The sequence below is a fragment of the Lonsdalea britannica genome (genome assembly GCF_002111595.1).
GTDB classification, from domain to species: Bacteria; Pseudomonadota; Gammaproteobacteria; order Enterobacterales; family Enterobacteriaceae; genus Lonsdalea; species Lonsdalea britannica.
On sequence record NZ_LUTN01000001.1, the window covers coordinates 86,542 to 105,295 of the forward strand.

19 protein-coding genes and 3 pseudogenes are annotated in these 18,754 nt (G+C 58.9%); 16 read left to right on the plus strand and 6 right to left on the minus strand.

Annotated elements, in window-relative coordinates:
• Nucleotides 1–13: 13 nt before the first annotated feature.
• Nucleotides 14–993 (minus strand): annotated as a pseudogene (dgcA, locus tag AU509_RS00375) (N-acetyl-D-Glu racemase DgcA).
• A complete protein-coding gene (gene dgcN / locus AU509_RS00380; protein WP_094117371.1) occupies nt 990–1,991 on the minus strand; it encodes an N-acetyltransferase DgcN in 1,002 nt (333 codons plus the stop codon). The pseudogene dgcA and the gene dgcN overlap by 4 nt, the downstream one beginning before the upstream one ends.
• 676 nt (nt 1,992–2,667) lie before the next feature.
• Here dgcN and alaC point away from each other — a divergent pair.
• Nucleotides 2,668–3,903: an alanine transaminase gene (gene alaC, locus AU509_RS00385; RefSeq protein WP_085652186.1), complete on the plus strand. Its 1,236-nt coding sequence runs from the start codon at nt 2,668–2,670 to the stop codon at nt 3,901–3,903.
• Between the two features lie 106 nt (nt 3,904–4,009).
• A complete protein-coding gene (gene gspS / locus AU509_RS00390; protein WP_094117372.1) occupies nt 4,010–4,393 on the plus strand; it encodes a type II secretion system pilot lipoprotein GspS in 384 nt (127 codons plus the stop codon).
• 121 nt (nt 4,394–4,514) lie between these two features.
• Here gspS and AU509_RS18895 read toward each other — a convergent pair whose 3' ends face one another.
• Nucleotides 4,515–4,772 carry a general secretion pathway protein GspB gene (locus AU509_RS18895; protein ID WP_322788403.1) on the minus strand — a complete coding sequence of 86 codons (258 nt, stop codon included), beginning with the start codon at nt 4,770–4,772 and terminating at the stop codon, nt 4,515–4,517.
• On the minus strand, nt 4,706–4,876 hold the full coding sequence (locus tag AU509_RS18900) for a hypothetical protein (protein WP_322788412.1): 171 nt from the start codon (nt 4,874–4,876) through the stop codon (nt 4,706–4,708). Before AU509_RS18900 ends, AU509_RS18895 begins: the two co-directional genes overlap by 67 nt.
• A 274-nt stretch (nt 4,877–5,150) precedes the next feature.
• Here AU509_RS18900 and gspC point away from each other — a divergent pair, with 274 nt between their 5' ends.
• The 12 genes and pseudogenes from gspC (at nt 5,151) to AU509_RS00455 (ending at nt 16,448) form a co-directional block, all read left to right on the plus strand.
• Nucleotides 5,151–5,960: a type II secretion system protein GspC gene (gspC, locus tag AU509_RS00400; protein WP_094117479.1), complete on the plus strand. Its 810-nt coding sequence runs from the start codon at nt 5,151–5,153 to the stop codon at nt 5,958–5,960.
• Between the two features lie 43 nt (nt 5,961–6,003).
• Entirely contained in the window at nt 6,004–8,094 is a 2,091-nt protein-coding gene (gspD, locus tag AU509_RS00405; protein WP_244201060.1) for a type II secretion system secretin GspD, read from the plus strand.
• Nucleotides 8,091–9,590 carry a type II secretion system ATPase GspE gene (gene gspE, locus AU509_RS00410; RefSeq protein WP_162896379.1) on the plus strand — a complete coding sequence of 500 codons (1,500 nt, stop codon included), beginning with the start codon at nt 8,091–8,093 and terminating at the stop codon, nt 9,588–9,590. Before gspD ends, gspE begins: the two co-directional genes overlap by 4 nt.
• 1 nt (nt 9,591) lies before the next feature.
• Entirely contained in the window at nt 9,592–10,818 is a 1,227-nt protein-coding gene (gene gspF / locus AU509_RS00415) for a type II secretion system inner membrane protein GspF (protein WP_094117374.1), read from the plus strand.
• Between the two features lie 29 nt (nt 10,819–10,847).
• Nucleotides 10,848–11,291 (plus strand): type II secretion system major pseudopilin GspG, encoded by a 444-nt coding sequence (gspG, locus tag AU509_RS00420; RefSeq protein ID WP_094117375.1) that lies wholly within the window; start codon nt 10,848–10,850, stop codon nt 11,289–11,291.
• The gene (gspH, locus tag AU509_RS00425; RefSeq protein ID WP_094117376.1) at nt 11,291–11,806 is read left to right on the plus strand and encodes a type II secretion system minor pseudopilin GspH; all 516 of its coding nucleotides are present in this window, start codon (nt 11,291–11,293) and stop codon (nt 11,804–11,806) included. Before gspG ends, gspH begins: the two co-directional genes overlap by 1 nt.
• Nucleotides 11,803–12,189 (plus strand): type II secretion system minor pseudopilin GspI, encoded by a 387-nt coding sequence (gene gspI / locus AU509_RS00430; protein ID WP_094117377.1) that lies wholly within the window; start codon nt 11,803–11,805, stop codon nt 12,187–12,189. The genes gspH and gspI overlap by 4 nt, the downstream gene beginning before the upstream one ends.
• Entirely contained in the window at nt 12,179–12,892 is a 714-nt protein-coding gene (gspJ, locus tag AU509_RS00435; RefSeq protein ID WP_094117378.1) for a type II secretion system minor pseudopilin GspJ, read from the plus strand. Before gspI ends, gspJ begins: the two co-directional genes overlap by 11 nt.
• 50 nt (nt 12,893–12,942) lie before the next feature.
• A pseudogene (gspK, locus tag AU509_RS00440) lies at nt 12,943–13,886 on the plus strand (type II secretion system minor pseudopilin GspK).
• Nucleotides 13,887–13,891: 5 nt separating this feature from the next.
• Nucleotides 13,892–15,084 (plus strand): annotated as a pseudogene (gene gspL, locus AU509_RS00445) (type II secretion system protein GspL).
• Nucleotides 15,081–15,575 (plus strand): type II secretion system protein GspM, encoded by a 495-nt coding sequence (gspM, locus tag AU509_RS00450; protein WP_100053488.1) that lies wholly within the window; start codon nt 15,081–15,083, stop codon nt 15,573–15,575. The pseudogene gspL and the gene gspM overlap by 4 nt, the downstream one beginning before the upstream one ends.
• A 33-nt stretch (nt 15,576–15,608) precedes the next feature.
• Complete coding sequence (locus AU509_RS00455) at nt 15,609–16,448, plus strand: prepilin peptidase (protein ID WP_094117379.1); 840 nt, start codon at nt 15,609–15,611, stop codon at nt 16,446–16,448.
• 128 nt (nt 16,449–16,576) lie between these two features.
• Here AU509_RS00455 and ypdK read toward each other — a convergent pair whose 3' ends face one another.
• Nucleotides 16,577–16,651, minus strand: a complete 75-nt coding sequence (gene ypdK / locus AU509_RS18995; RefSeq protein WP_118895324.1) for a membrane protein YpdK — start codon at nt 16,649–16,651, stop codon at nt 16,577–16,579.
• A 327-nt stretch (nt 16,652–16,978) separates the two neighbouring features.
• Between ypdK and AU509_RS00460 the strand changes: the two genes are divergently transcribed.
• Complete coding sequence (locus AU509_RS00460; RefSeq protein ID WP_094117380.1) at nt 16,979–17,500, plus strand: YbaK/prolyl-tRNA synthetase associated domain-containing protein; 522 nt, start codon at nt 16,979–16,981, stop codon at nt 17,498–17,500.
• A gap of 240 nt (nt 17,501–17,740) precedes the next feature.
• Complete coding sequence (locus AU509_RS00465; RefSeq protein WP_085652199.1) at nt 17,741–18,316, plus strand: RBBP9/YdeN family alpha/beta hydrolase; 576 nt, start codon at nt 17,741–17,743, stop codon at nt 18,314–18,316.
• A gap of 1 nt (nt 18,317) precedes the next feature.
• Here AU509_RS00465 and AU509_RS00470 read toward each other — a convergent pair whose 3' ends face one another.
• Nucleotides 18,318–18,734: a hotdog fold thioesterase gene (locus tag AU509_RS00470; RefSeq protein ID WP_085652200.1), complete on the minus strand. Its 417-nt coding sequence runs from the start codon at nt 18,732–18,734 to the stop codon at nt 18,318–18,320.
• Nucleotides 18,735–18,754 lie beyond the last annotated feature (20 nt).

Below are 18,754 nucleotides of genomic sequence, written 5' to 3' on the forward strand. Positions count from 1 at the left end.
CGCAGCATATGCGTTAGCCCCATAGTGCCGCGGTAGGTGGTGCGATGAGGCTGCCATCATATTGCAGACCATGATCTCGATCCCGTTGTAACAACAGGGGGCCGTCCAGATCGACCACCTGAGCGCCTTGCGCCACAAAAGTAGCCGGTGCCATCGACAGCGACGTACCGACCATACAGCCGACCATAATCTGCAAGCCTGCTTTTTTGGCTTCGTCGCGCAGGCGTATGGCCTCGGTCAGACCGCCTGTTTTATCCAGCTTGATATTAATCATGTCGTAATAGCCCGCGATGGCGGTCAGCGAATCGCAGTCATGGCACGACTCGTCGGCGCAGATGGGAATGGGATGCGGCAACACCTCAAGTTCGCTGTCTTGCCCGGCGGGGAGTGGCTGCTCAATCATCGTTACGCCCAGCGCCGCCAGCTCGGGCACCAGTTTCAGATACAGTTCGGCGTTCCAGCCTCGTTGGCGTCAACAATCAGGCGCGCAGCGGGTGCGCCTTCACGCACGGCGGCTACTCTCGCCAAGTCGTCTTGGTCCGCCAGCTTGAGCTTCAGCAAGGGTCTTGTTGACTGCCGCTGTGCGGCTTTACGCATGTTATCTGGCGTATCTAACGACAAGGTGTAGGCGGTTTCGAGCACCTCGGGCGCCGATAGCGGCAGCCTCTGCCAAATTCGCTGTCCGGACTGTTTACATTCCAAATCCCAAAAGGCGCAGTCGACGGCGTTACGCGCCGCGCCCGAGGGTAGACGCTGTTGGAGTGCCATGCGATCCAGCCCGTTGCGGAGATCGTCTTCCAGCGATCGGATCTGCGCGATCACGCTATCAATGGACTCACCATAACGCGCATAGGGAACGCACTCGCCATAGCCTGTCGCACCGCCTGCGCTCAGCGCGACGACGACGACATCAGCCTGCGTTTTGCTGCCGCGCGATATGGTGAAGGTGCCTTGCAGCGGCCAGCTTTCATGGGAAACGTGAAGTGTTGTCATAGGTCTGCCAACTGGTCAACGATGCGTCCAACGCCCTGACGGAAGGGATCGACCACCGGCAGGCCGAACTTGCGTTCCGTCTCGGAAAGAAATTTTTGCGCCGCGGCTTCATCGAGCGCCGACGTATTGACGGAGATACCGACGAAGCGCGCATTGGGATTGGTCAGATGCGCCATGGAGAGGTTCAGCGCCATGCAGGCGGCGAGATCGGGGATCGGATAGTCGACGCCGCGCATGGTCTTACGCGTCGGTTCATGACACAGCACCAGCGCATCTGGCTGAGCGCCGTGGATGATGCCGGTGGTTACGCCCGCAAAGGACGGATGAAACAGCGATCCTTGACCTTCGATCACATCCCAATGGTCCGCGTCATTGGCCGGGGCGAGCACTTCGACGGCACCGGCGGTAAAGTCGGACACCACGGCGTCGATGCTGACGCCTGAGCCGCTAATCAGAATACCGGTCTGCCCGGTCGCTCGAAAGGTCGCCTTCTCACCGCGCGCAAGCAGCTCTTTTTCAATCGCCAAGGCGGTATACATCTTGCCGCAGGAGCAGTCGGTGCCGACCGGAAGCAGTCGTTTGCCGGTACGTTTGCGACCATTGGCGACAGGAAAGGTTTGGGTTGGATGGCGAACATCGAAGAGTTGACGTCCCAATTTGGCCGCCAGCGCGCTGAGTTCGGGCACGTCGGCAAGACGGTTGTGCAGCCCGGCGGCCAGATCCATGCCGCTTTCCAGCGCTTCGCTTAATACGGTTATCCACGCGTCAGAAATAATCCCGCCCCGGTTGGCGACGCCAATCACCAGCGTTTGTGCTCCGGCGGCGCGGGCCGTCGCGATATCCATATCCGGCAGTTGGCAGTCTGCGTGACAGCCTTCCATGCGATATTGACCTACACAATATTCGGGATGCCATTGCTTGATGCCGATGGCCACTTTGGCGGCCAGCTGATCGTGCGCATCACCCAGAAATAACAAATAAGGCTTTTTGATATCCATCATGCATCCTCGAATTAAATTTAGGTGTAACTCATTAATAATGCGTCAGGCTTTTTAAGGGCGAGAAGGTGTGTCCGTTTCCTCGATAATAACGATAGATATATTGTTGTCAATGTGGGTGGTCATTCAGTTTTTATATCTACATAATCAGCGTTTTCATGGTTTTAAATTTCAATATATATTCCTGTTTTGAAGTTTAATATCGATAATTTTTTATATTTGGAATTGTCGTTTTTTTAATAAAAAAATCAGGCGGTATTTTTATTATTTATTTTTTAGTTTATTGATTTTTAATGATTTTATATTTTTATGTCCGTTTGCTCTCTTTTGGTGAGAATGATTTATAACGGGCCCCAAAATAATGCAATATGGCCTCCCATTCGGTCGGTTGGACGTCAGTTTTTCAAGTCGCTGCGAGCGCTTTATTTTAATGCCTTTCTAAAAATGCTTCGGAAATAAATACCGCTAAAATGACGCGGCGAGTCTGCCCGGCTTGTTCCATGCGAGGACGAGAGCTCCGTCATACGTCGTTTCGCATATGGGTGAGTAAGGCGTTAAATTTTTACGCCGAGCTTATCGACAGCGCCTGGAATCTGGGATAGCTTGAAAGCTGACCCGTTCGCGGGTCGATACGTCGCTCGGACGGTCCGGGCGCTTACGTGACTACGAGGTATCTATGGCTGATAGCAACTCCCCGCGCCGTTTTTCGCGCATCGATCGTCTTCCCCCTTATGTCTTCAACATCACCGCTGAATTGAAAATGGCTGCGCGTCGTCGCGGCGAAGACATCATCGATTTCAGTATGGGCAACCCGGATGGCCCCACGCCGCCGCATATCGTTGAAAAGCTCTGTACGGTCGCCCAGCGTGAAGATACGCATGGCTATTCGACGTCCCGCGGCATTCCGCGTCTGCGCAGAGCGATCTCACGCTGGTACGCCGATCGCTATCAGGTCGATATCGACCCGGACAGCGAAGCTATCGTCACCATCGGCTCCAAAGAGGGGCTGGCGCACCTGATGCTGGCGACATTGGATCACGGCGACACGGTATTGGTGCCGAACCCCAGCTATCCCATTCATATTTACGGCGCGGTGATCGCCGGCGCGCAGGTTCGCTCGGTGCCGCTGGTGGACGGCGTTGACTTCTTCAACGAGCTGGAACGCGCTATCCGCGAAAGTATTCCTAAACCCAAGATGATGATTCTGGGGTTCCCTTCCAACCCGACGGCACAGTGCGTCGAACTGGACTTCTTTGAGCGAGTCGTCGCGCTGGCGAAGCAATATGACGTACTGGTGGTACACGATCTGGCCTATGCCGATATCGTTTACGACGGCTGGCAGGCGCCTTCCATCATGCAGGTGCCCGGCGCCAAGGATATCGCGGTAGAGTTTTTTACCCTGTCTAAAAGCTATAACATGGCTGGATGGCGGATCGGCTTTATGGTGGGCAATCCTGAGCTGGTCAATGCGCTAGCCAGAATTAAAAGCTATCACGATTACGGTACCTTTACGCCGCTGCAGGTTGCCGCGATTGCGGCGTTGGAAGGCGATCAACAGTGCGTGCGCGATATCGCGGAGCAGTATCGTCAGCGCCGTAACGTGCTGGTGCGCGGGCTTCATGAAGCGGGCTGGATGGTCGACGAACCGAAAGCGTCGATGTACGTGTGGGCGAAAATCCCGGATGCATACGCGCACTTAGGCTCGCTGGAATTTGCTAAACGACTGCTGGCGGAAGCCAAAGTGTGCGTATCGCCGGGAATTGGTTTCGGCGACTACGGCGACACCCACGTTCGTTTCGCGCTCATCGAGAATCAGGATCGTATTCGTCAGGCGGTCAGGGGCATCAAGTCCATGTTCCGCGCGGATGGTATTCTGCCTGCGTCGCAAAAAAAACACGGTCATAGCGCCTAGCATTTAGCCTCATCGGAAAAGCCGGGCTTTCGTCGTTCACCTTATCGCCAGACGACGAGAGTTCGGCTTTCCCCACGGATGTTTCATCAAAAGGACGAATCAAGTCATGCGTTTCTCTTCGCTTCACATCATCGGTTTTACCTTCTGCTGCCTGATTATGGCCGGTTGCCAGTCGTCTTCCTCATCCCGCTCTGCAAACGCGAGAGCCACCCAGGATGAGCAAATCAATCAGCTTGCGTCGTTGGTGGCGGCCGGAAAATATCTGCGTACACAGTGCAATCGCAGCGACTTGCCGGATGACAATACGCTGATGCGCGGCGCGCTGCGTCAGGGGGAAAAGAAGGGGTGGGATGTCAGCGGATTTCAAATGCTCCCGCCGTTGAGCGACACCCTGTATGAAGGCTTATTGAAAGACGGGACGCCGAAAGATCAGCAGTGTTCTGCGTTTAATTTGTCCGTTTCTCCGTTCCTCAGCGCGATTCGCGGTTAAGGTAACGACGATTTTTGCTCAGAAGATTCTGGTTTTCCACCCGGCCAATCCTCCAACGCATCGAGAATAAAAGGGTCGCCGTTCACGCTGAATACGGTGACATCTTGCTGTATCTGCTCGATCACCACGCCGCTAAATGGCTCTCGCCTTCGTGATAACGTTGGTTGTTTAGCGTGATGCTGCGCCGCTCAGGTTCCGACGTAAACACGTGCGCACTGTAGGTAAAAGCGGGGAGCTTGCCGTTATCGGCGGAAGAGGCAGACGGTGTGGCAGCGGTGCTGGCAGGCAATGTTGCCGCGTGTTGGGGGGGCGTCACGACGCTGTGAGAGGGCGGGTAGCTACCTGCCGAAACTCCTGCCAGCGCTGATGTCCTAGCCATCCCAGAGCGAACAGCAGCAGGGCGTAAAGGCCTAGCAGATAGCCGGGAATGACATAGCCCCGCGAAATCGGATGCGATGGGGTTACTTCCGGTGCGCCGTCCACATTTTTTCCTTAAATATCATTCAATTGATTCCATTCTGACCCGCTTTGGGTGTGCCGAACGCCAGATTTGCGCGAAGGTTCGCATTTTGACGTGAATACACTGATATCGCGAGGGGGGACGCTAAGAGGGGCGTTCCTTAATTCGGCCGTCCGTGGCATCATATACCCGTTTTTTTCTCGGGGGAATGGATAGCCTGAGGGGTGACGACAGGGCCGAAATGGCTTTGATGGATGGGCAGGGCATCGTTGCCAGGGCATAGGGATAATGTTTCTCATGGATAAAGTAAAATTGCCATCGTTAACGCCACGGACGCTCAGGCGGGGCCTGCTGGCGCTGTTTCTGCTGTTGACCGTTTTGCAGATGGCGTCGTTGTTTCAACACCGTGATCCGGCCCCGCAGCCTGTCGTCGCGCGATCGGCGACACTTCCGCCACCTTCCTCTTCCGCGCTCCCGACCGACTTCTCTCTATTTGGCGTTGCGCCCGAAAAAGCCGATGCTCCCGATCTGGACGCCGAACGCCCCGATGCGCTACCGCTGTCTTCCCTGCATCTGGCGCTGACGGGCGTATTGCTCAGTCAGGACGCCGCGCATTCCATCGCTATCTTCAGCAAAGATAACCAACAGTTTAGCTGTAGCCCTAACGAATCTCTGCCCTACGACGACGCCAAACTGGTGGCGATCCACGCCGACAGCGTGGTTCTGCTCTATCAGGGGCGTCACGAGGTTCTCAGGTTGTACGAACAGCCCGGCGGTGAAGAGACCCAGACCGACACGGCCGCTTTGCAGCAGCTCCAGCCGCGGCCCTCATCGCCGATTAGCGACTACCTTGAGCTCTCGCCGCTGATCAATGACAACAAATTGAGCGGATACCGTATCTCGCCGGGTCGGCATCCCGACGTCTTTTACCGGGTCGGGTTGCAGGATCGCGATGTAATTATCGCCCTGAACGGGCTGGATCTGCGCGATGAAGCGCAGGCGAAAACCGCCATGGAGCGGATACCGGAAATTCATACATTCACCCTGACCGTCGAACGGGAAGGGCAACAACAAGATATCTACATGGAAATTGGGGGCGAAGAGTAACGTGCTGAGCAAAGGAGTGATCAAACGATGGGAACGAGCGGCAATCGGTTCGCTGCTGTTGGCGTCGTGCTGGTGCTGGAGCGCTGAATTCTCGGCCAGTTTTAAAGGCACCGACATTCAGGAATTCATCAACACCGTCAGTAAAAACCTCAATAAAACCGTCATTATCGACCCCAGCGTGCGCGGCACCATTACCGTCCGCAGCTACGACATGATGAACGAACAGCAGTATTACCAGTTCTTTCTGAGCGTGCTGGACGTCTATGGTTTTTCCGTCGTTGCGCAGGACAACGGGGTACTGAAAGTCGTGCGGGCCAAAGATGCGAAAACCGCCGCCATCCCGCTGGCCAGCGATGAGCAACCGGGCCACGGCGATGAAATTGTGACGCGGGTTGTCGCGCTGAATAATGTCGCCGCGCGCGACCTCGCACCGCTGTTACGTCAACTGAACGATAGCGCCGGGGCAGGGAGCGTGGTGCATTACGAACCGTCCAATACGCTGCTGATGACGGGCCGCGCGGCGGTGGTGAAGCACATGCTTGAGATCGTCGCTCGGGTGGAGAAAATCGGCGGTCGGGATATGACCACGGTTCCGCTCAACTTCGCCTCGGCGGACGATATGGTCAAGCTGGTGAACAACCTCAATAAAACCGATGAGAAAAACGCGTTGCCGAGCAGCGTGTTGGCGAATGTGGTCGCGGATAGCCGGACCAATTCGGTCATCGTCAGCGGCGAAGAAAAGTCGCGTCAGCGCGCGGTACAGATGATTCGCCAGCTCGACCGCAAGCAGGTCGTGCAGGGCGGCACCAAGGTCATCTACCTTAAATACGCCAAGGCGGTGGAGCTGCTGGAAGTGCTGGCGGGAAGCGGCACCAGCGGCAGCCGTAATAGTTCAAGCACGCCCAGCACGTCGCACAGTACCCAGAACAGCGGCAGTTCATCCTCGTCGTCGTCGTCCTCCTCCAATAGCGAGGACAGCGCTTCGTCTAACGGCAGTAGTAGCCTCGGTTTTGGCTCGGCGTTCAGCTCTAGCGGCAGCTCCGGCGGCAAGACCATCATGATTCAGGGGAAAGAGGTCACCATCCGCGCGCACGATCAGACCAACGCGCTGATTATCACCGCGCCGCCCGACATCATGAGCGATTTGGAACAGGTCATCGATCAGCTGGATATCCGTCGTCCTCAGGTGCTGGTGGAGGCGATCATCGCCGAAGTGCAGGATGCGGACGGATTGAATCTTGGCATCCAGTGGGCCAATAAACGGGCGGGCATGACGCAGTTCACCAGTACGGGGATGCCGATTTCAACGGCGATGGTCGGCTCCGATCAGTATCGCGCCGACGGCACGCTGACCAGTAGTTATTCCAGCGTGCTCAGCAGCTTCAGCGGGATTGCCGCCGGGTTTTATCAGGGCAACTGGTCGATGCTGCTGACGGCGTTGTCCAGCAACTCGAAAAACGACGTGCTGGCGACGCCCAGCATCGTCACGCTGGATAACATGGAAGCCACCTTCAACGTCGGTCAGGAAGTGCCGGTACTGTCAGGCTCTCAAACCACCTCGGCGGACAACATTTTTACCACCGTGGAGCGTAAGACCGTCGGCATCAAGCTGAAGGTCAAACCGCAGATCAACGAAGGGGACTCTGTGCTGCTGCAGATCGCGCAGGAGGTGTCCAGCGTGGCGGATTCCTCGTCGAGCAGCACCAGCAGTCTGGGCGCAACATTCAACACCCGTACCGTCAACAACGCCGTGCTGGTCGGAAGCGGCGAAACCGTGGTGGTCGGCGGTCTGCTCGACAAGACCACACTGGAAACGGACAGCAAGGTGCCGTTCCTGGGGGACATCCCGGTGATCGGCAATTTGTTCCGCTCCAAAAGCCGTCAGGTGACCAAGCGTAACCTGATGCTGTTTCTGCGTCCGACCATTATTCGTGACGGCATGCAGTATCAGACGGCGACGATAAACAAATATCGCGCCTTCAACGATGAACAGCAGCAACAGCGTGGCGCCACGCGCGCCAGCGGCGCGGTGCTGGATAACGACACGCTACATCTGCCTGCGGGCGGCGACACAATGGTATTCCGTCAGGTGCAGGCGGCCATCTCGTCGTTCTATGCTCGGGAGGGGCGATGAGCGTGCGGGACGTGGCGGCGCCAGGACTTCATCCGGTCCTGCCGTTCGCCTATGCCCGCAGCCATAAAATACTGCTGTTGCAGGAAGGTGGCGGTCAGGCAGTGGCACAGGTCTTCTGCGTGGCCGAAACGCAGCCCGACGCTTTTTTAGAAGCCCGACGCGTGGCGGGCGTTTCGTTAAGTGTGAGTCGCCTCAGCGAAGCGGAATTTGAGCGGGCGTTGGTGCAGCACTACCAGCGTGACTCGGCCGCCGCACAGCAGCTGATGGAAGACATCGGCAACGATATCGACTTCTACACGCTGGCCGAAGAGCTGCCGGACAGCGACGATCTGCTGGATGCGGACGACGACGCCCCGATCATCCGTCTGATCAACGCCATGCTGACGGAGGCGATCAAGTATAAAGCTTCCGACATCCATATCGAAACCTACGAGCGTAACCTGCTGATCCGCTTCCGGATTGACGGCGTGCTGCGGGAAATCCTGCGTCCTCCGCGTCAGCTGGCCCCTCTGTTGGTCTCCCGCATCAAAGTCATGGCGAAGCTGGATATCGCTGAAAAACGCGTGCCTCAGGATGGGCGCATGGTACTGCGTATCGGCGGTCGCGCCATCGACGTGCGTGTTTCAACGTTGCCCTCCAACTACGGTGAACGCGTGGTGCTGCGCTTGCTGGACAAAGACAGCGTGAGGCTGGATCTGGCCGCGTTGGGCATGAGCGCCGCGCATCAGCGTGAGATAGACGAACTGATCCACCGGCCGCACGGCATCATTCTGGTCACCGGGCCGACCGGCTCGGGCAAAAGCACCACGTTGTATGCGGCGCTGAGTCGCCTCAACGCCACCGAACGCAACATCATGACGGTGGAAGATCCTATCGAGTATGAGCTGGATGGCATTGCCCAGACGCAGGTAAACACCAAGGTCGGCATGACGTTCGCGCGCGGGCTGCGCGCCATCCTTCGTCAGGACCCGGACGTCGTGCTGGTGGGGGAGATCCGCGATGGCGAGACGGCGCAGATCGCCGTACAAGCCTCGCTGACCGGGCATCTGGTCCTGTCGACGCTGCATACCAACAGCGCGCTCGGCGCGCTTTCCCGCCTGACGGACATGGGCGTGGAGCCGTTTCTGTTATCGACCTCCCTGCTTGGCGTGTTGGCGCAGCGGTTGGTGCGCACCCTGTGTCAGGACTGCCGCCAGCCCTACTCGGTTAGCGCGGAACAGGCGACGCTGATGGGCGTCGCGCCCGGCACCCGGCTGTATCGCGCCGGGGGCTGTCCAGCCTGCAATGAAACGGGCTATCGCGGGCGTACCTCGATCCACGAACTGCTGCCGATCGACGACGATATTCGAACGGCCATTCACCAGCGGGAAGGTGAGCAGCAAATTGCTCAACGGCTCGGCGAACGCTGGGGATCGCTGCGGCAGAGCGGCTTGCAGCAGGTCATCGCGGGCAACACCACCTGGGATGAGGTGGTGCGTGTGACAAGGGCGGAATGAGATGGCGCTGTTTCACTATCAGGCGCTGAACGCGCAGGGAAAACGCAGCCGCGGTGTTCAGGAGGCTGACTCGGCGCGTCAGGCCCGACAGCTGTTGCGAGAGAAAGGCCTGGTGGCGCTGACGCTGGAACCACAGCGCGACGGGGGCCATGCTCGCGACGCCGGGTTCATAACGTTATGGCGATCTCAACGCATCGGGGCCAGCGATATGGCCCTGTTGACGCGACAGCTGGCGACGCTGGTCGCCGCTGCGCTGCCGCTGGAAGAAGCGCTGGCCGCGGTGGCGGAGCAGAGCGAAAAAGCCGGCCTGCGTACGCTGATGGCGGCCGTGCGGGCCAAAGTCGTCGAAGGACATTCGCTGGCGGAGGCGCTTGGCAGCTTTCCCGGCAGCTTCGAACGGTTGTACTGCGCGATGGTCGCGGCGGGCGAAGCCTCCGGCCATCTGGATATCGTCCTCAATCGGCTGGCGGACTACACCGAGCAGCGCCAGCAGATGCGCAGTCGTATTCAACAGGCGATGATCTATCCCTGCGTCCTGACGCTGGTCGCCATCGCGGTGGTGTGCATCTTGCTCTCCGCCGTGGTGCCTAAAGTCGTGGACCAGTTCGTCCATATGAAACAGGCGCTGCCTTTTTCCACGCGGCTACTGATGGGGATCAGCGATGGGGTACGTCTCGGCGGACCGTGGATGCTGCTGCTGTTGGCGCTGGTGATGCTGGTTGGCCGCTGGCTGCTGCGGCAGGACAAATATCGGCTGTCTTTCCATCGATTTCTCCTGCGGCTGCCGGTAATCGGGCGCGTATTGCGCGGGCTCAATACCGCGCGCTATGCCCGCACGCTCAGCATCCTCAACGCCAGCGCCGTGCCGCTGTTACAGGCAATGCGCATCAGCGGCGACGTGCTGAGCAATGACGATGCCCGCCAACGGCTCATGCAGGCGACGGAAGCGGTGCGCGAAGGCGTCAGCCTGCATCAGGCCTTACAACAGACATCGCTGTTTCCCCCCATGATGCGGCACATGATCGCCAGCGGCGAACGCAGCGGCGATCTCGACGCCATGCTGGCGCGCGCGGCGGACAATCAGGATCGCGAATTCAGCGCTCAGGTCACGTTGGCGCTGGGCCTTTTTGAACCGCTACTGGTCGTCACGATGGCGGGGGTTGTGCTTTTCATCGTGCTGGCCATTCTCCAGCCGATTCTGCAATTGAACACTCTCATGAGTATGTAATTTCGAATAACGTCAAAGGAAACAACAAAATGGAACAACGTCAGCGGGGCTTTACCCTGTTAGAAATCATGGTGGTGATCGTTATTCTCGGCGTACTGGCCAGCCTGGTGGTGCCTAATCTGATGGGCAACAAAGAAAAGGCCGATCGACAGAAAGCCGTCAGCGATATCGTGGCGCTGGAGAGTGCGCTTGATATGTACAAACTGGACAACAGCCGCTATCCCACCACGGAGCAAGGCCTGTCAGCGCTGGTGAAAAAGCCGAACACGCAGCCAGAACCTCGCAACTACGCGCAGGATGGTTATATTCGTCGTCTGCCGCAAGACCCTTGGGGCGCGGACTATCAGCTTCTTAGCCCCGGTAACCACGGCCGCATCGACGTCTTCTCCTACGGTCCGGACGGTATGCCGGACAGTGAAGACGATATCGGCAACTGGAATATCGGCAACGGGGCGCATAGCGAGAATCCGTGATGCGTCAGCGCGGTTTCACTCTGCTGGAAATGATGCTGGTTGTGCTGTTGGCCGGCGTCTCGGCCACGCTGGTGATGATGGCGTTTCCGCAGCAAAAACCGAGGGATGCGCAGTGGCAGATGGCGCGCTTTCGGGCGCAGCTGGAGCGCGCGGTGGCCGACAGCCAGCAGAACGATCGCGTACTGGGGTTCTATATCGCGCCGCGCAGCTGGCAGCTGGCGGTGCTGGAGCCGACGGACGCCTCCGTGCCGGAAGCCTATCAGTGGCGCTCTGACTCTTCGCTCATCACGCTGCCTGCCGATATTCGGCTGGCTTTTACCGCGCAGTGGAAGGACGGCGAAGTTGATCCGGGCGTAACCTCAACACAGGCGACCCCAACCCTGCTGATCCTGCCGGGAGGCGAAATCACGCCATTCCGCCTCGAATTTCAGCAAAGCGAGAAGGACAGCGCCTGGCTGGAGGTCGACCCCAACGGGGCGATCCTCAGCGCGTCCCCAGAGGGCAACGCGCGATGAAGCAACGGGGCATGACGCTGCTGGAAGTGCTGGTCGCGCTAGTGGTGTTCGCACTGGCGGGACTCGCGATATTGAGGACCACCGCGCAGCAGGCCAGCACGTTAGGGCGGTTGGAAGAGAAAACCTTCGCCGTTTGGATCGCTGAAAATCAGCTGACGGCGCTGCGGCTGGAAAAACAGTGGCCGTCGACCTCATGGACCGACGGCAGCGTGATGTTCGCGGAATCGACGTGGTATTGGCGTTATCGGGGCATCGATAGCGGCAATGACAACGTACGCGCGGTGGAGGTTGAGGTGCGTCACGGCAGCCATGACGTCACGCCAGCGGCGATATTACGCAGCGATATACCGCAGGCGGGAGAGGACGACGGTGATGCGAATTAACGCCTCGCGCGGGTTCACGCTGCTGGAGATGATGCTGGCGCTGGTGGTCTTTGCCGCCCTGAGTCTCAGCGTTTCCTCTGTGCTAAATGGGGTAATGCGTCAGGACGAACTGTCGACGCGTAAAAGCGCCCGACTCGACGAGTTACAGCGCACTTTTACGCTGATGGAGCGCGATTTCACCCAAATCACGCCGCGACGCAGCGAAGCCGCCGAACCTGGGTTATTCGCCCAGCGTTATGGCATGGAAAGCGAAGACGGCGCCGCCAGCTTCGTGCGCAGCGGCTGGCTTAATCCACTCGGTATTCTGCCCCGTTCCGAGCTACAGCGAGTCGGGTATCGTCTGCGCCATGGCACGCTGGAGCGTCTGTTTTTCGACGCTCCACAGCCCTTACCGAAGCAGGAGATGGCGATCCGCCCGCTGCTGACACAGGTCAACGGTTTTACGCTGAGCTTCTTCTCCGAGGGCGGTTGGCAGGATCATTGGGACGATCCCGATCGGCTGCCGGAAGGAATTTCCGTCACGGTCAATCTGCGCGACTACGGGGATATCACACGCCTGTTCCTGCTGCCGCAGCAAGAAGATCCGGAGGCGAAAGAGAACGACCAGGAGCTGGAAGAGATCGGGAGTGGTCAGTCTGACGAGAGCGATTCCGACGAGGCTTCGTCCTCCTCCGGCGACAGCGCAGCGGAGGACAGCCAGTGAAACGACAACGGGGAATGGCGTTGTTGGTCGTGCTGCTGATGCTGGCGCTGATGGTTATTGTGGCGACTTCGGTGGCGGAGCATACCGGTACGGCGTATCAGCGCACCGATAGCCTGTTGACCCGAACGCAGGCTCGGTGGACCGCGCTGGGCGCGGAGGCGTTGATGGGCAGCGTGCTCCTGCGTGATGGGCAAGACTCGCCGAAAATCACCTTCATCGGGCAGCCGTGGTCGCGCGTCGACAGACAGATACTGGACGACGGTCGGGAAATGGTCGGCCAGATTTATGATGGCTCGACCTGCCTAAATTTAAATGCCTTGCAACCGCGCCCTAAAAACACCCTCGCGACAGGCCCGATTTCGACGGCTAAGGCTTCTGAAAAGACGCCTTATGCCGCGCAGGTCTTCAGGCAGTTAATGGTGGTTTTAGGCGAGAAAGGCGAGCGGGCCGATGCGGTCACCGCCGCCGTTCGCGACTGGCTGGACGAAGACCACGAGCCGCGAGCGAACGGGGCCGAAGACGACGCTACTCGCGTTATCAGCCGGCGAATCAGCCGATGGCGGACGTGTCGGAGCTGCGGGCGATCAACGGGGTGGATTCGGACCTCTACCGCCGATTGTTGCCCTACGTGTGCGTACTGCCGGTGGATACGTTCTCGATCAATATCAACACATTGACGCAACAACAGGCGCCGCTGTTATCCGCCATGCTGATGGGCAAATTTAGCCCGGAGGAGGCCGCGCGCGTAGTGGCGCTGCGTCCGGCTAAAGGCTGGCAGAATGTCGATGCCTTTGTAGGGCTGCCGCAGTTGCCGGAATCCGGCAAAAGCAATATCCGGCAGGCGTTGGCGGTCAAAAGCGACTGGTTTTTCGGCGACGTCCGCATTCAGGGAGACGCGGGCGCGTTGTATCAGCGCAGTCTGTTTCATCGCCATAAGCGGCGCATCGATGTCATACAACGGCAGTACGGGGGATACAGGACGATGGACCGATGAGTAACATGACGCCAGCGGGCGAGATCCGAGACCTGACCCTGCGCCTCGGCGCAGAGGATAACCAACAGGTCGAGTGGTTGATCGCCTCCTCTTCGCCTTTTCACCTTTTGACGGAGGGCGTCGGGACGTGGGAAGAATTGCAGGCTGAACTGACGCGCTATCCGGCAAGTTCCGTTCGCGTCCTGACGCCCGCCACAGAGATGGCGTTTCACACCGTCACGCTGCCGCGCCGCACGCAGCGCCATTGGCGGCAGGCCATTCCATTTATGCTGGAAGAGCAATTGGCGTCGGATATCGAACAGCTGCATTTCGCGGTGGTCGCCCGGCAGGCAGATCGCTTCACGGTGGCGGTGATGCAAAAAACGCTGATGGCGCGCTGGGTGGCGCAGAGCCAGTCCATAGGCGTCCCTATCCACGTTATTCTGCCGGACGTATTGGCGTTGCCGTTGGCGGAAGAGGCTGGAGCGCCGTGTTTCACCAACGGACGTGGCTGTTCAGAACGGCGGTTGGCGCGGGGATGGCGGCGGAAGAAGAGTGGTATCGCACGCTGCTGGAGAGCGCCGACGTTTGCCCCGCCATTCATAGCTACAGTCCCCTACCGACAGGCGTGCAAAACTGGCGGGCGTTGCCGGAGACATCGCTAATGACACTGGCGGCGAATGCCCCCGTCACGCCGGGCATGGATCTTCGTCAGGGCGATTTCGCCGTCGGCGAGCCGTGGCGTGAGGCCGTCGCCCCCTGGCGCGGCGTGATTGCCGCCGCCGCGCTCTACCTGTTGGCGCTGACGGGCAGCAGCCTGTGGGATCACTATCAGCTTTATCGGCAGGCTACTGTCTGGCAGGAAGAAAGCGTCCGGGTCTACCGGGCGCTATTCCCTGACGATGAACACGTCGTTAATCCGCGCGCGCAAATGCAGCAGCACCTCCGGGCCGCAGGAAGCGGCAACCCGGCGGCGTCGCTGGCGGCGCATGTGGGGCGTTTGCAACAGCTGGTGGCTCAGCATGATGGATTGCAATTGATGACGCTGGGTTACGATCGTCGGCGGGGCGAGCTGCGGTTGCAGCTACGCGCGGCCTCATTTGTCCAAATGGAACAGTTTCGTCAGCAGGCATCCGCCTACTACGACATCCCGCCGGGAGAAATGAAGCAACAGCAGGATCACACGGAAGGTCAATTGGTGCTAAGGAGCAAGCTATGAATTTGATGTTATTGCAGCAGCGCTGGCTGGGGATGCAGCCGCGAGAGCGCCTGTTATTGGGGATAGCCGCCGGACTGGTGTTGGTCTGGCTGATTTACAGTCTGCTTTGGCAGCCTTGGCATCAGCAGGGGCTGCGTTGGCGTCAGGCCGCCGAGCGTGAACGACAGGCGGTGACATGGATGCGCCAGCAGGAATCCAGACTGCCGCCGCCTGGCTCGCAGCCTCGCGAAGTCGAAGGGCGGGATATCAATCTGACGGAGCTGATCCCCCAGAGCGCCGCCCACAGCGGGATTACCATTCAGCGGCTGCAACCACAGGATGAACGCATCATGCTGACGCTGTCCCCCTGCGATTTCGCCACCCTGATGCGCTGGCTCGCGGAGTTGGAACAGAAAAACGGCGTTGTGACGCAGGAGCTGGAAGTGGCCGCGCAGACAGACCACTCGGGCATTGTCGCCATCAACAAGCTGTCGCTGGAGCGGTTGCCTTAACGCTCCCTTTCCCAGAAAAAAGGAATCATGCTCATGGAGTTGGCTGCGTTTGCCGGGACATTTCCGCTGGTATGGCTGGCGGCGCTGGTGCTGCTGGGTCTCATTGTCGGTAGTTTTTTGAATGTGGTGATCCATCGCTTGCCCCTCATGCTGGCGCGACGCTGGCGGCAAGAAGCCTGCCGAACTCTGGGCATGGACGAGCCGAGGTCTGGCGAGCGTTACGATCTCTGCTGGCCGCCGTCTTCCTGTCCGCGCTGTCGTCAGCGGCTGCGCGTCAGAGATAACATACCGCTGCTGAGCTGGCTGTGGCTGCGCGGACGTTCGCACTGCTGCGATCGGCCGATTTCCTGGCGTTATCCGCTGACGGAGCTGATGAGTGGTCTCCTGTTCCTGCTAGCGGGTCTGCTGTGGCCGCCCGGAGAAGCGCTGTTGGGCGGTCTGGTGCTTTTCAGCGTCCTGCTGACGTTAGCTCTGGTGGATATCCATACCCGCCTGTTGCCGGATGTGCTGACGCTGCCGCTATTGTGGGTGGGTCTGCTGTTCAATGTTGACGGGACGTTCGTGCCGCTCTCACAGGCGGTGGTAGGCGCGGTAGCGGGATATGTGTCTTTGTGGCTGATCTACTGGGCGTTTCGCTGGTTTTCCGGCAAAGAAGCGCTCGGTTACGGAGACTTCAAACTGCTGGCGGCGTTGGGGGCATGGCTGGGATGGGCCGTCTTGCCGAATCTGGTGTTGATCGCTTCGCTGGCGGGACTGATGCTGACGCTGTTATGGCGATTGATCCGTGGCGGTAGTTTACAGGCCCCACTGGCCTTCGGCCCTTGGCTGGCGCTGGCTGGTGCGATTGGTCTGGTTTTGAACGCGCTAGGATAAGGGGGACGTCGGCCCCAAAGTGGGGCGGGTCCTTATCAGGCCAAGGGACGATCCATCAGCCTATCGAGGGTGCTGCAAGGGAGGTGTTTTACCCGGTAGAGACAGTGGGATTCGATCACGTGGCCGAATCAGTTCACCATCATCATAAATGTTCCAATCCATAGAACCAAAATAAACGAAACCGCAATAAAGAAGTACTTCACTGATTATTCTCTCCAGCAACCACCGTGTCGCGATGATGATTGCATCGTTATGATGATTGTATCGCTATGATGCGCATGACTTATCCATTATGCAGAGAAACGGTCGCCTGATGAGTCAGGTCGAAACGCTCTCTGGTCGGAGATGACGGCACGGCTCTGGGGCCGCATTTTACCGGCGCCCAATCTACGCTGGGTATGGGGAGGAATTCAAGAGGTATCCCCGGCAGAATGCGGAAATCGAGTGCGATCGCACGGATCTTTGCCACTTGGTCATCGACGCGTTTATTCTGTGTGCGGGTCGACGAGATAACGGATATAGGAAAACCGATGCAAACTCCTTCTATTTTTTCGCAATTATGCGCACAGCTCGATCAAGGACAGGCGCGCTATCGGGTGGTCGAACACGCCAGCGCCGGGCGCTCGGAAGAGGTCGCCGCTCAGCGGGGGACGGCGTTGGGGCAGGGCGCTAAAGCGCTGGTATGCCACGTGAAGGGTAACGGTTTACGCCAGCATGTTCTGGCGGTACTGCCCGCCGATTGTCAGGCGGATTTGCAGCGACTGGCTCAGGGACTTGGCGGAACGCGCGCTTCGCTGGCCAGTCCGGCGGAAGTGGAGATATTGACGCGCTGCGTATTCGGCGCGATCCCGCCGTTCAGCTTCCATCCCGATCTGCTGCTGGTGGCCGATCCGCTCCTGTTTTCCCGTTTTGATGAACTGGCGTTCAACGCAGGATCTCTGGAACGTTCGCTGATACTGAACACGCAGGATTATCGGCGCATCGCCCAGCCGCGCGAGCTGGAATTTATCCGGTTATCGCCCTCGGCGTCGGGTGAAATGGCTGCACATTAGCCTCCGTCAGATCGCGCAATGCCCTGTGACGGAGCGCAAAATTTGATGCAGAGAACCCCGATACAAATGCAAATCACCGTGCTAGGCTGTTAACTTAAGCTATATTGTTATCAATTTGTAAAATGTGGAGCCTTCCTCGCGCGCCGGGCAACGACAGCGCGTCAATATGGGGGCGCAGGGCTTGCCCTGCGCCGATGTCGCTCCATTCAGGCAGTCAACGAACAGGGAGAAAGCAGTCTGATGCAGACGACAGAGTTGGACCTGCGGCTGGCGGAAATCGACCAGCGTATAAAGATGGTGCTGGTGCCGGGATTACGTGACAGTGGCGACGAACACTGGCAAAGCTATTGGCATCAGCGTTTTCCGTTTTGGCGCCGCGTCAGCCAGAAAGAGTGGTTTCCGGCCGACCTCGATCGCTGGGCGTTGGCGATCCGCCGCGAGCTGGCGGAGTGCGAGCAACCGGCGCTGCTGATCGGGCACAGTTTCGGCGCGTTGGCCTCGTGCTACGTGGTGCAGGAAGCCATGGAGGGGATTGCGGGCGTGATGTTGGTTGCGCCGGCGGAGCCAATGCGTTTTGAGATTGAAGAGCGTATTCGCGCCGAACGGCTTAACGTCCCCGCGCTGGCTTTCGCCACGCACAACGATCCGCTGATGACCTATGAGCGCGCCAAGCACTGGTCGGCAGCCTGGGGCTGCGAGCTGGTCGATGTGGGCGAGGGCGGCCATATCAATGCTGAATCCGGCTTCGGAACCTGGGAATACGGCCTGCAACGGCTGGCGGATTTTGCAGAGAGCCTCATTCCACTCGAAGCCTGAACTACGTCCCCAACACCGCCGTAGAGAGCCGTGCGATGCAGCACAGCTTATCCTGCGGCGTAAAGACCTCGATTTGCCAGACCTGATTTTTCCGCCCCAGATGCAGCGGCTGGCAAACGCCGCGCACCTCGCCCTGACTGACCGGACGCAGGTGGCTGGCGTTAATCTCTACCCCGACCACGCATTCCCCTTGCTGACTGCACAGATAGCCCGCCATCGATCCCAACGACTCCGCCAGCGCGACCGAGGCACCGCCATGCAGCAGTCCGAACGGTTGACGCGTACGATCGTCCACGGGCATCGTGGCCTCGAGATCGTGTTCTCCCAACCGGGTGAAAACCATGCCCAGGTGCGCCAGCAGGTTCCGTTCCGTCATCTGATTGAGCTGCGCCAGCGTGACGTCTCGCGTCCAGATCATGAGGTTGCTTCCTTCCTGTT

Bases quoted from the DNA above. Each gene is read 5' to 3' on its own strand.
- dgcN (WP_094117371.1), bottom strand. From the start codon at position 1,991: ATGGATATCAAAAAGCCTTATTTGTTATTTCTGGGTGATGCGCACGAT.
- alaC (WP_085652186.1), top strand. From the start codon at position 2,668: ATGGCTGATAGCAACTCCCCGCGCCGTTTTTCGCGCATCGATCGTCTT.
- gspS (WP_094117372.1), top strand. From the start codon at position 4,010: ATGCGTTTCTCTTCGCTTCACATCATCGGTTTTACCTTCTGCTGCCTG.
- AU509_RS18895 (WP_322788403.1), bottom strand. From the start codon at position 4,772: ATGGCTAGGACATCAGCGCTGGCAGGAGTTTCGGCAGGTAGCTACCCG.
- gspC (WP_094117479.1), top strand. From the start codon at position 5,151: ATGGATAAAGTAAAATTGCCATCGTTAACGCCACGGACGCTCAGGCGG.
- gspE (WP_162896379.1), top strand. From the start codon at position 8,091: ATGAGCGTGCGGGACGTGGCGGCGCCAGGACTTCATCCGGTCCTGCCG.
- gspF (WP_094117374.1), top strand. From the start codon at position 9,592: ATGGCGCTGTTTCACTATCAGGCGCTGAACGCGCAGGGAAAACGCAGC.
- gspG (WP_094117375.1), top strand. From the start codon at position 10,848: ATGGAACAACGTCAGCGGGGCTTTACCCTGTTAGAAATCATGGTGGTG.
- gspH (WP_094117376.1), top strand. From the start codon at position 11,291: ATGCGTCAGCGCGGTTTCACTCTGCTGGAAATGATGCTGGTTGTGCTG.
- gspI (WP_094117377.1), top strand. From the start codon at position 11,803: ATGAAGCAACGGGGCATGACGCTGCTGGAAGTGCTGGTCGCGCTAGTG.
- gspJ (WP_094117378.1), top strand. From the start codon at position 12,179: ATGCGAATTAACGCCTCGCGCGGGTTCACGCTGCTGGAGATGATGCTG.
- gspM (WP_100053488.1), top strand. From the start codon at position 15,081: ATGAATTTGATGTTATTGCAGCAGCGCTGGCTGGGGATGCAGCCGCGA.
- AU509_RS00455 (WP_094117379.1), top strand. From the start codon at position 15,609: ATGGAGTTGGCTGCGTTTGCCGGGACATTTCCGCTGGTATGGCTGGCG.
- AU509_RS00460 (WP_094117380.1), top strand. From the start codon at position 16,979: ATGCAAACTCCTTCTATTTTTTCGCAATTATGCGCACAGCTCGATCAA.
- AU509_RS00465 (WP_085652199.1), top strand. From the start codon at position 17,741: ATGCAGACGACAGAGTTGGACCTGCGGCTGGCGGAAATCGACCAGCGT.
- AU509_RS00470 (WP_085652200.1), bottom strand. From the start codon at position 18,734: ATGATCTGGACGCGAGACGTCACGCTGGCGCAGCTCAATCAGATGACG.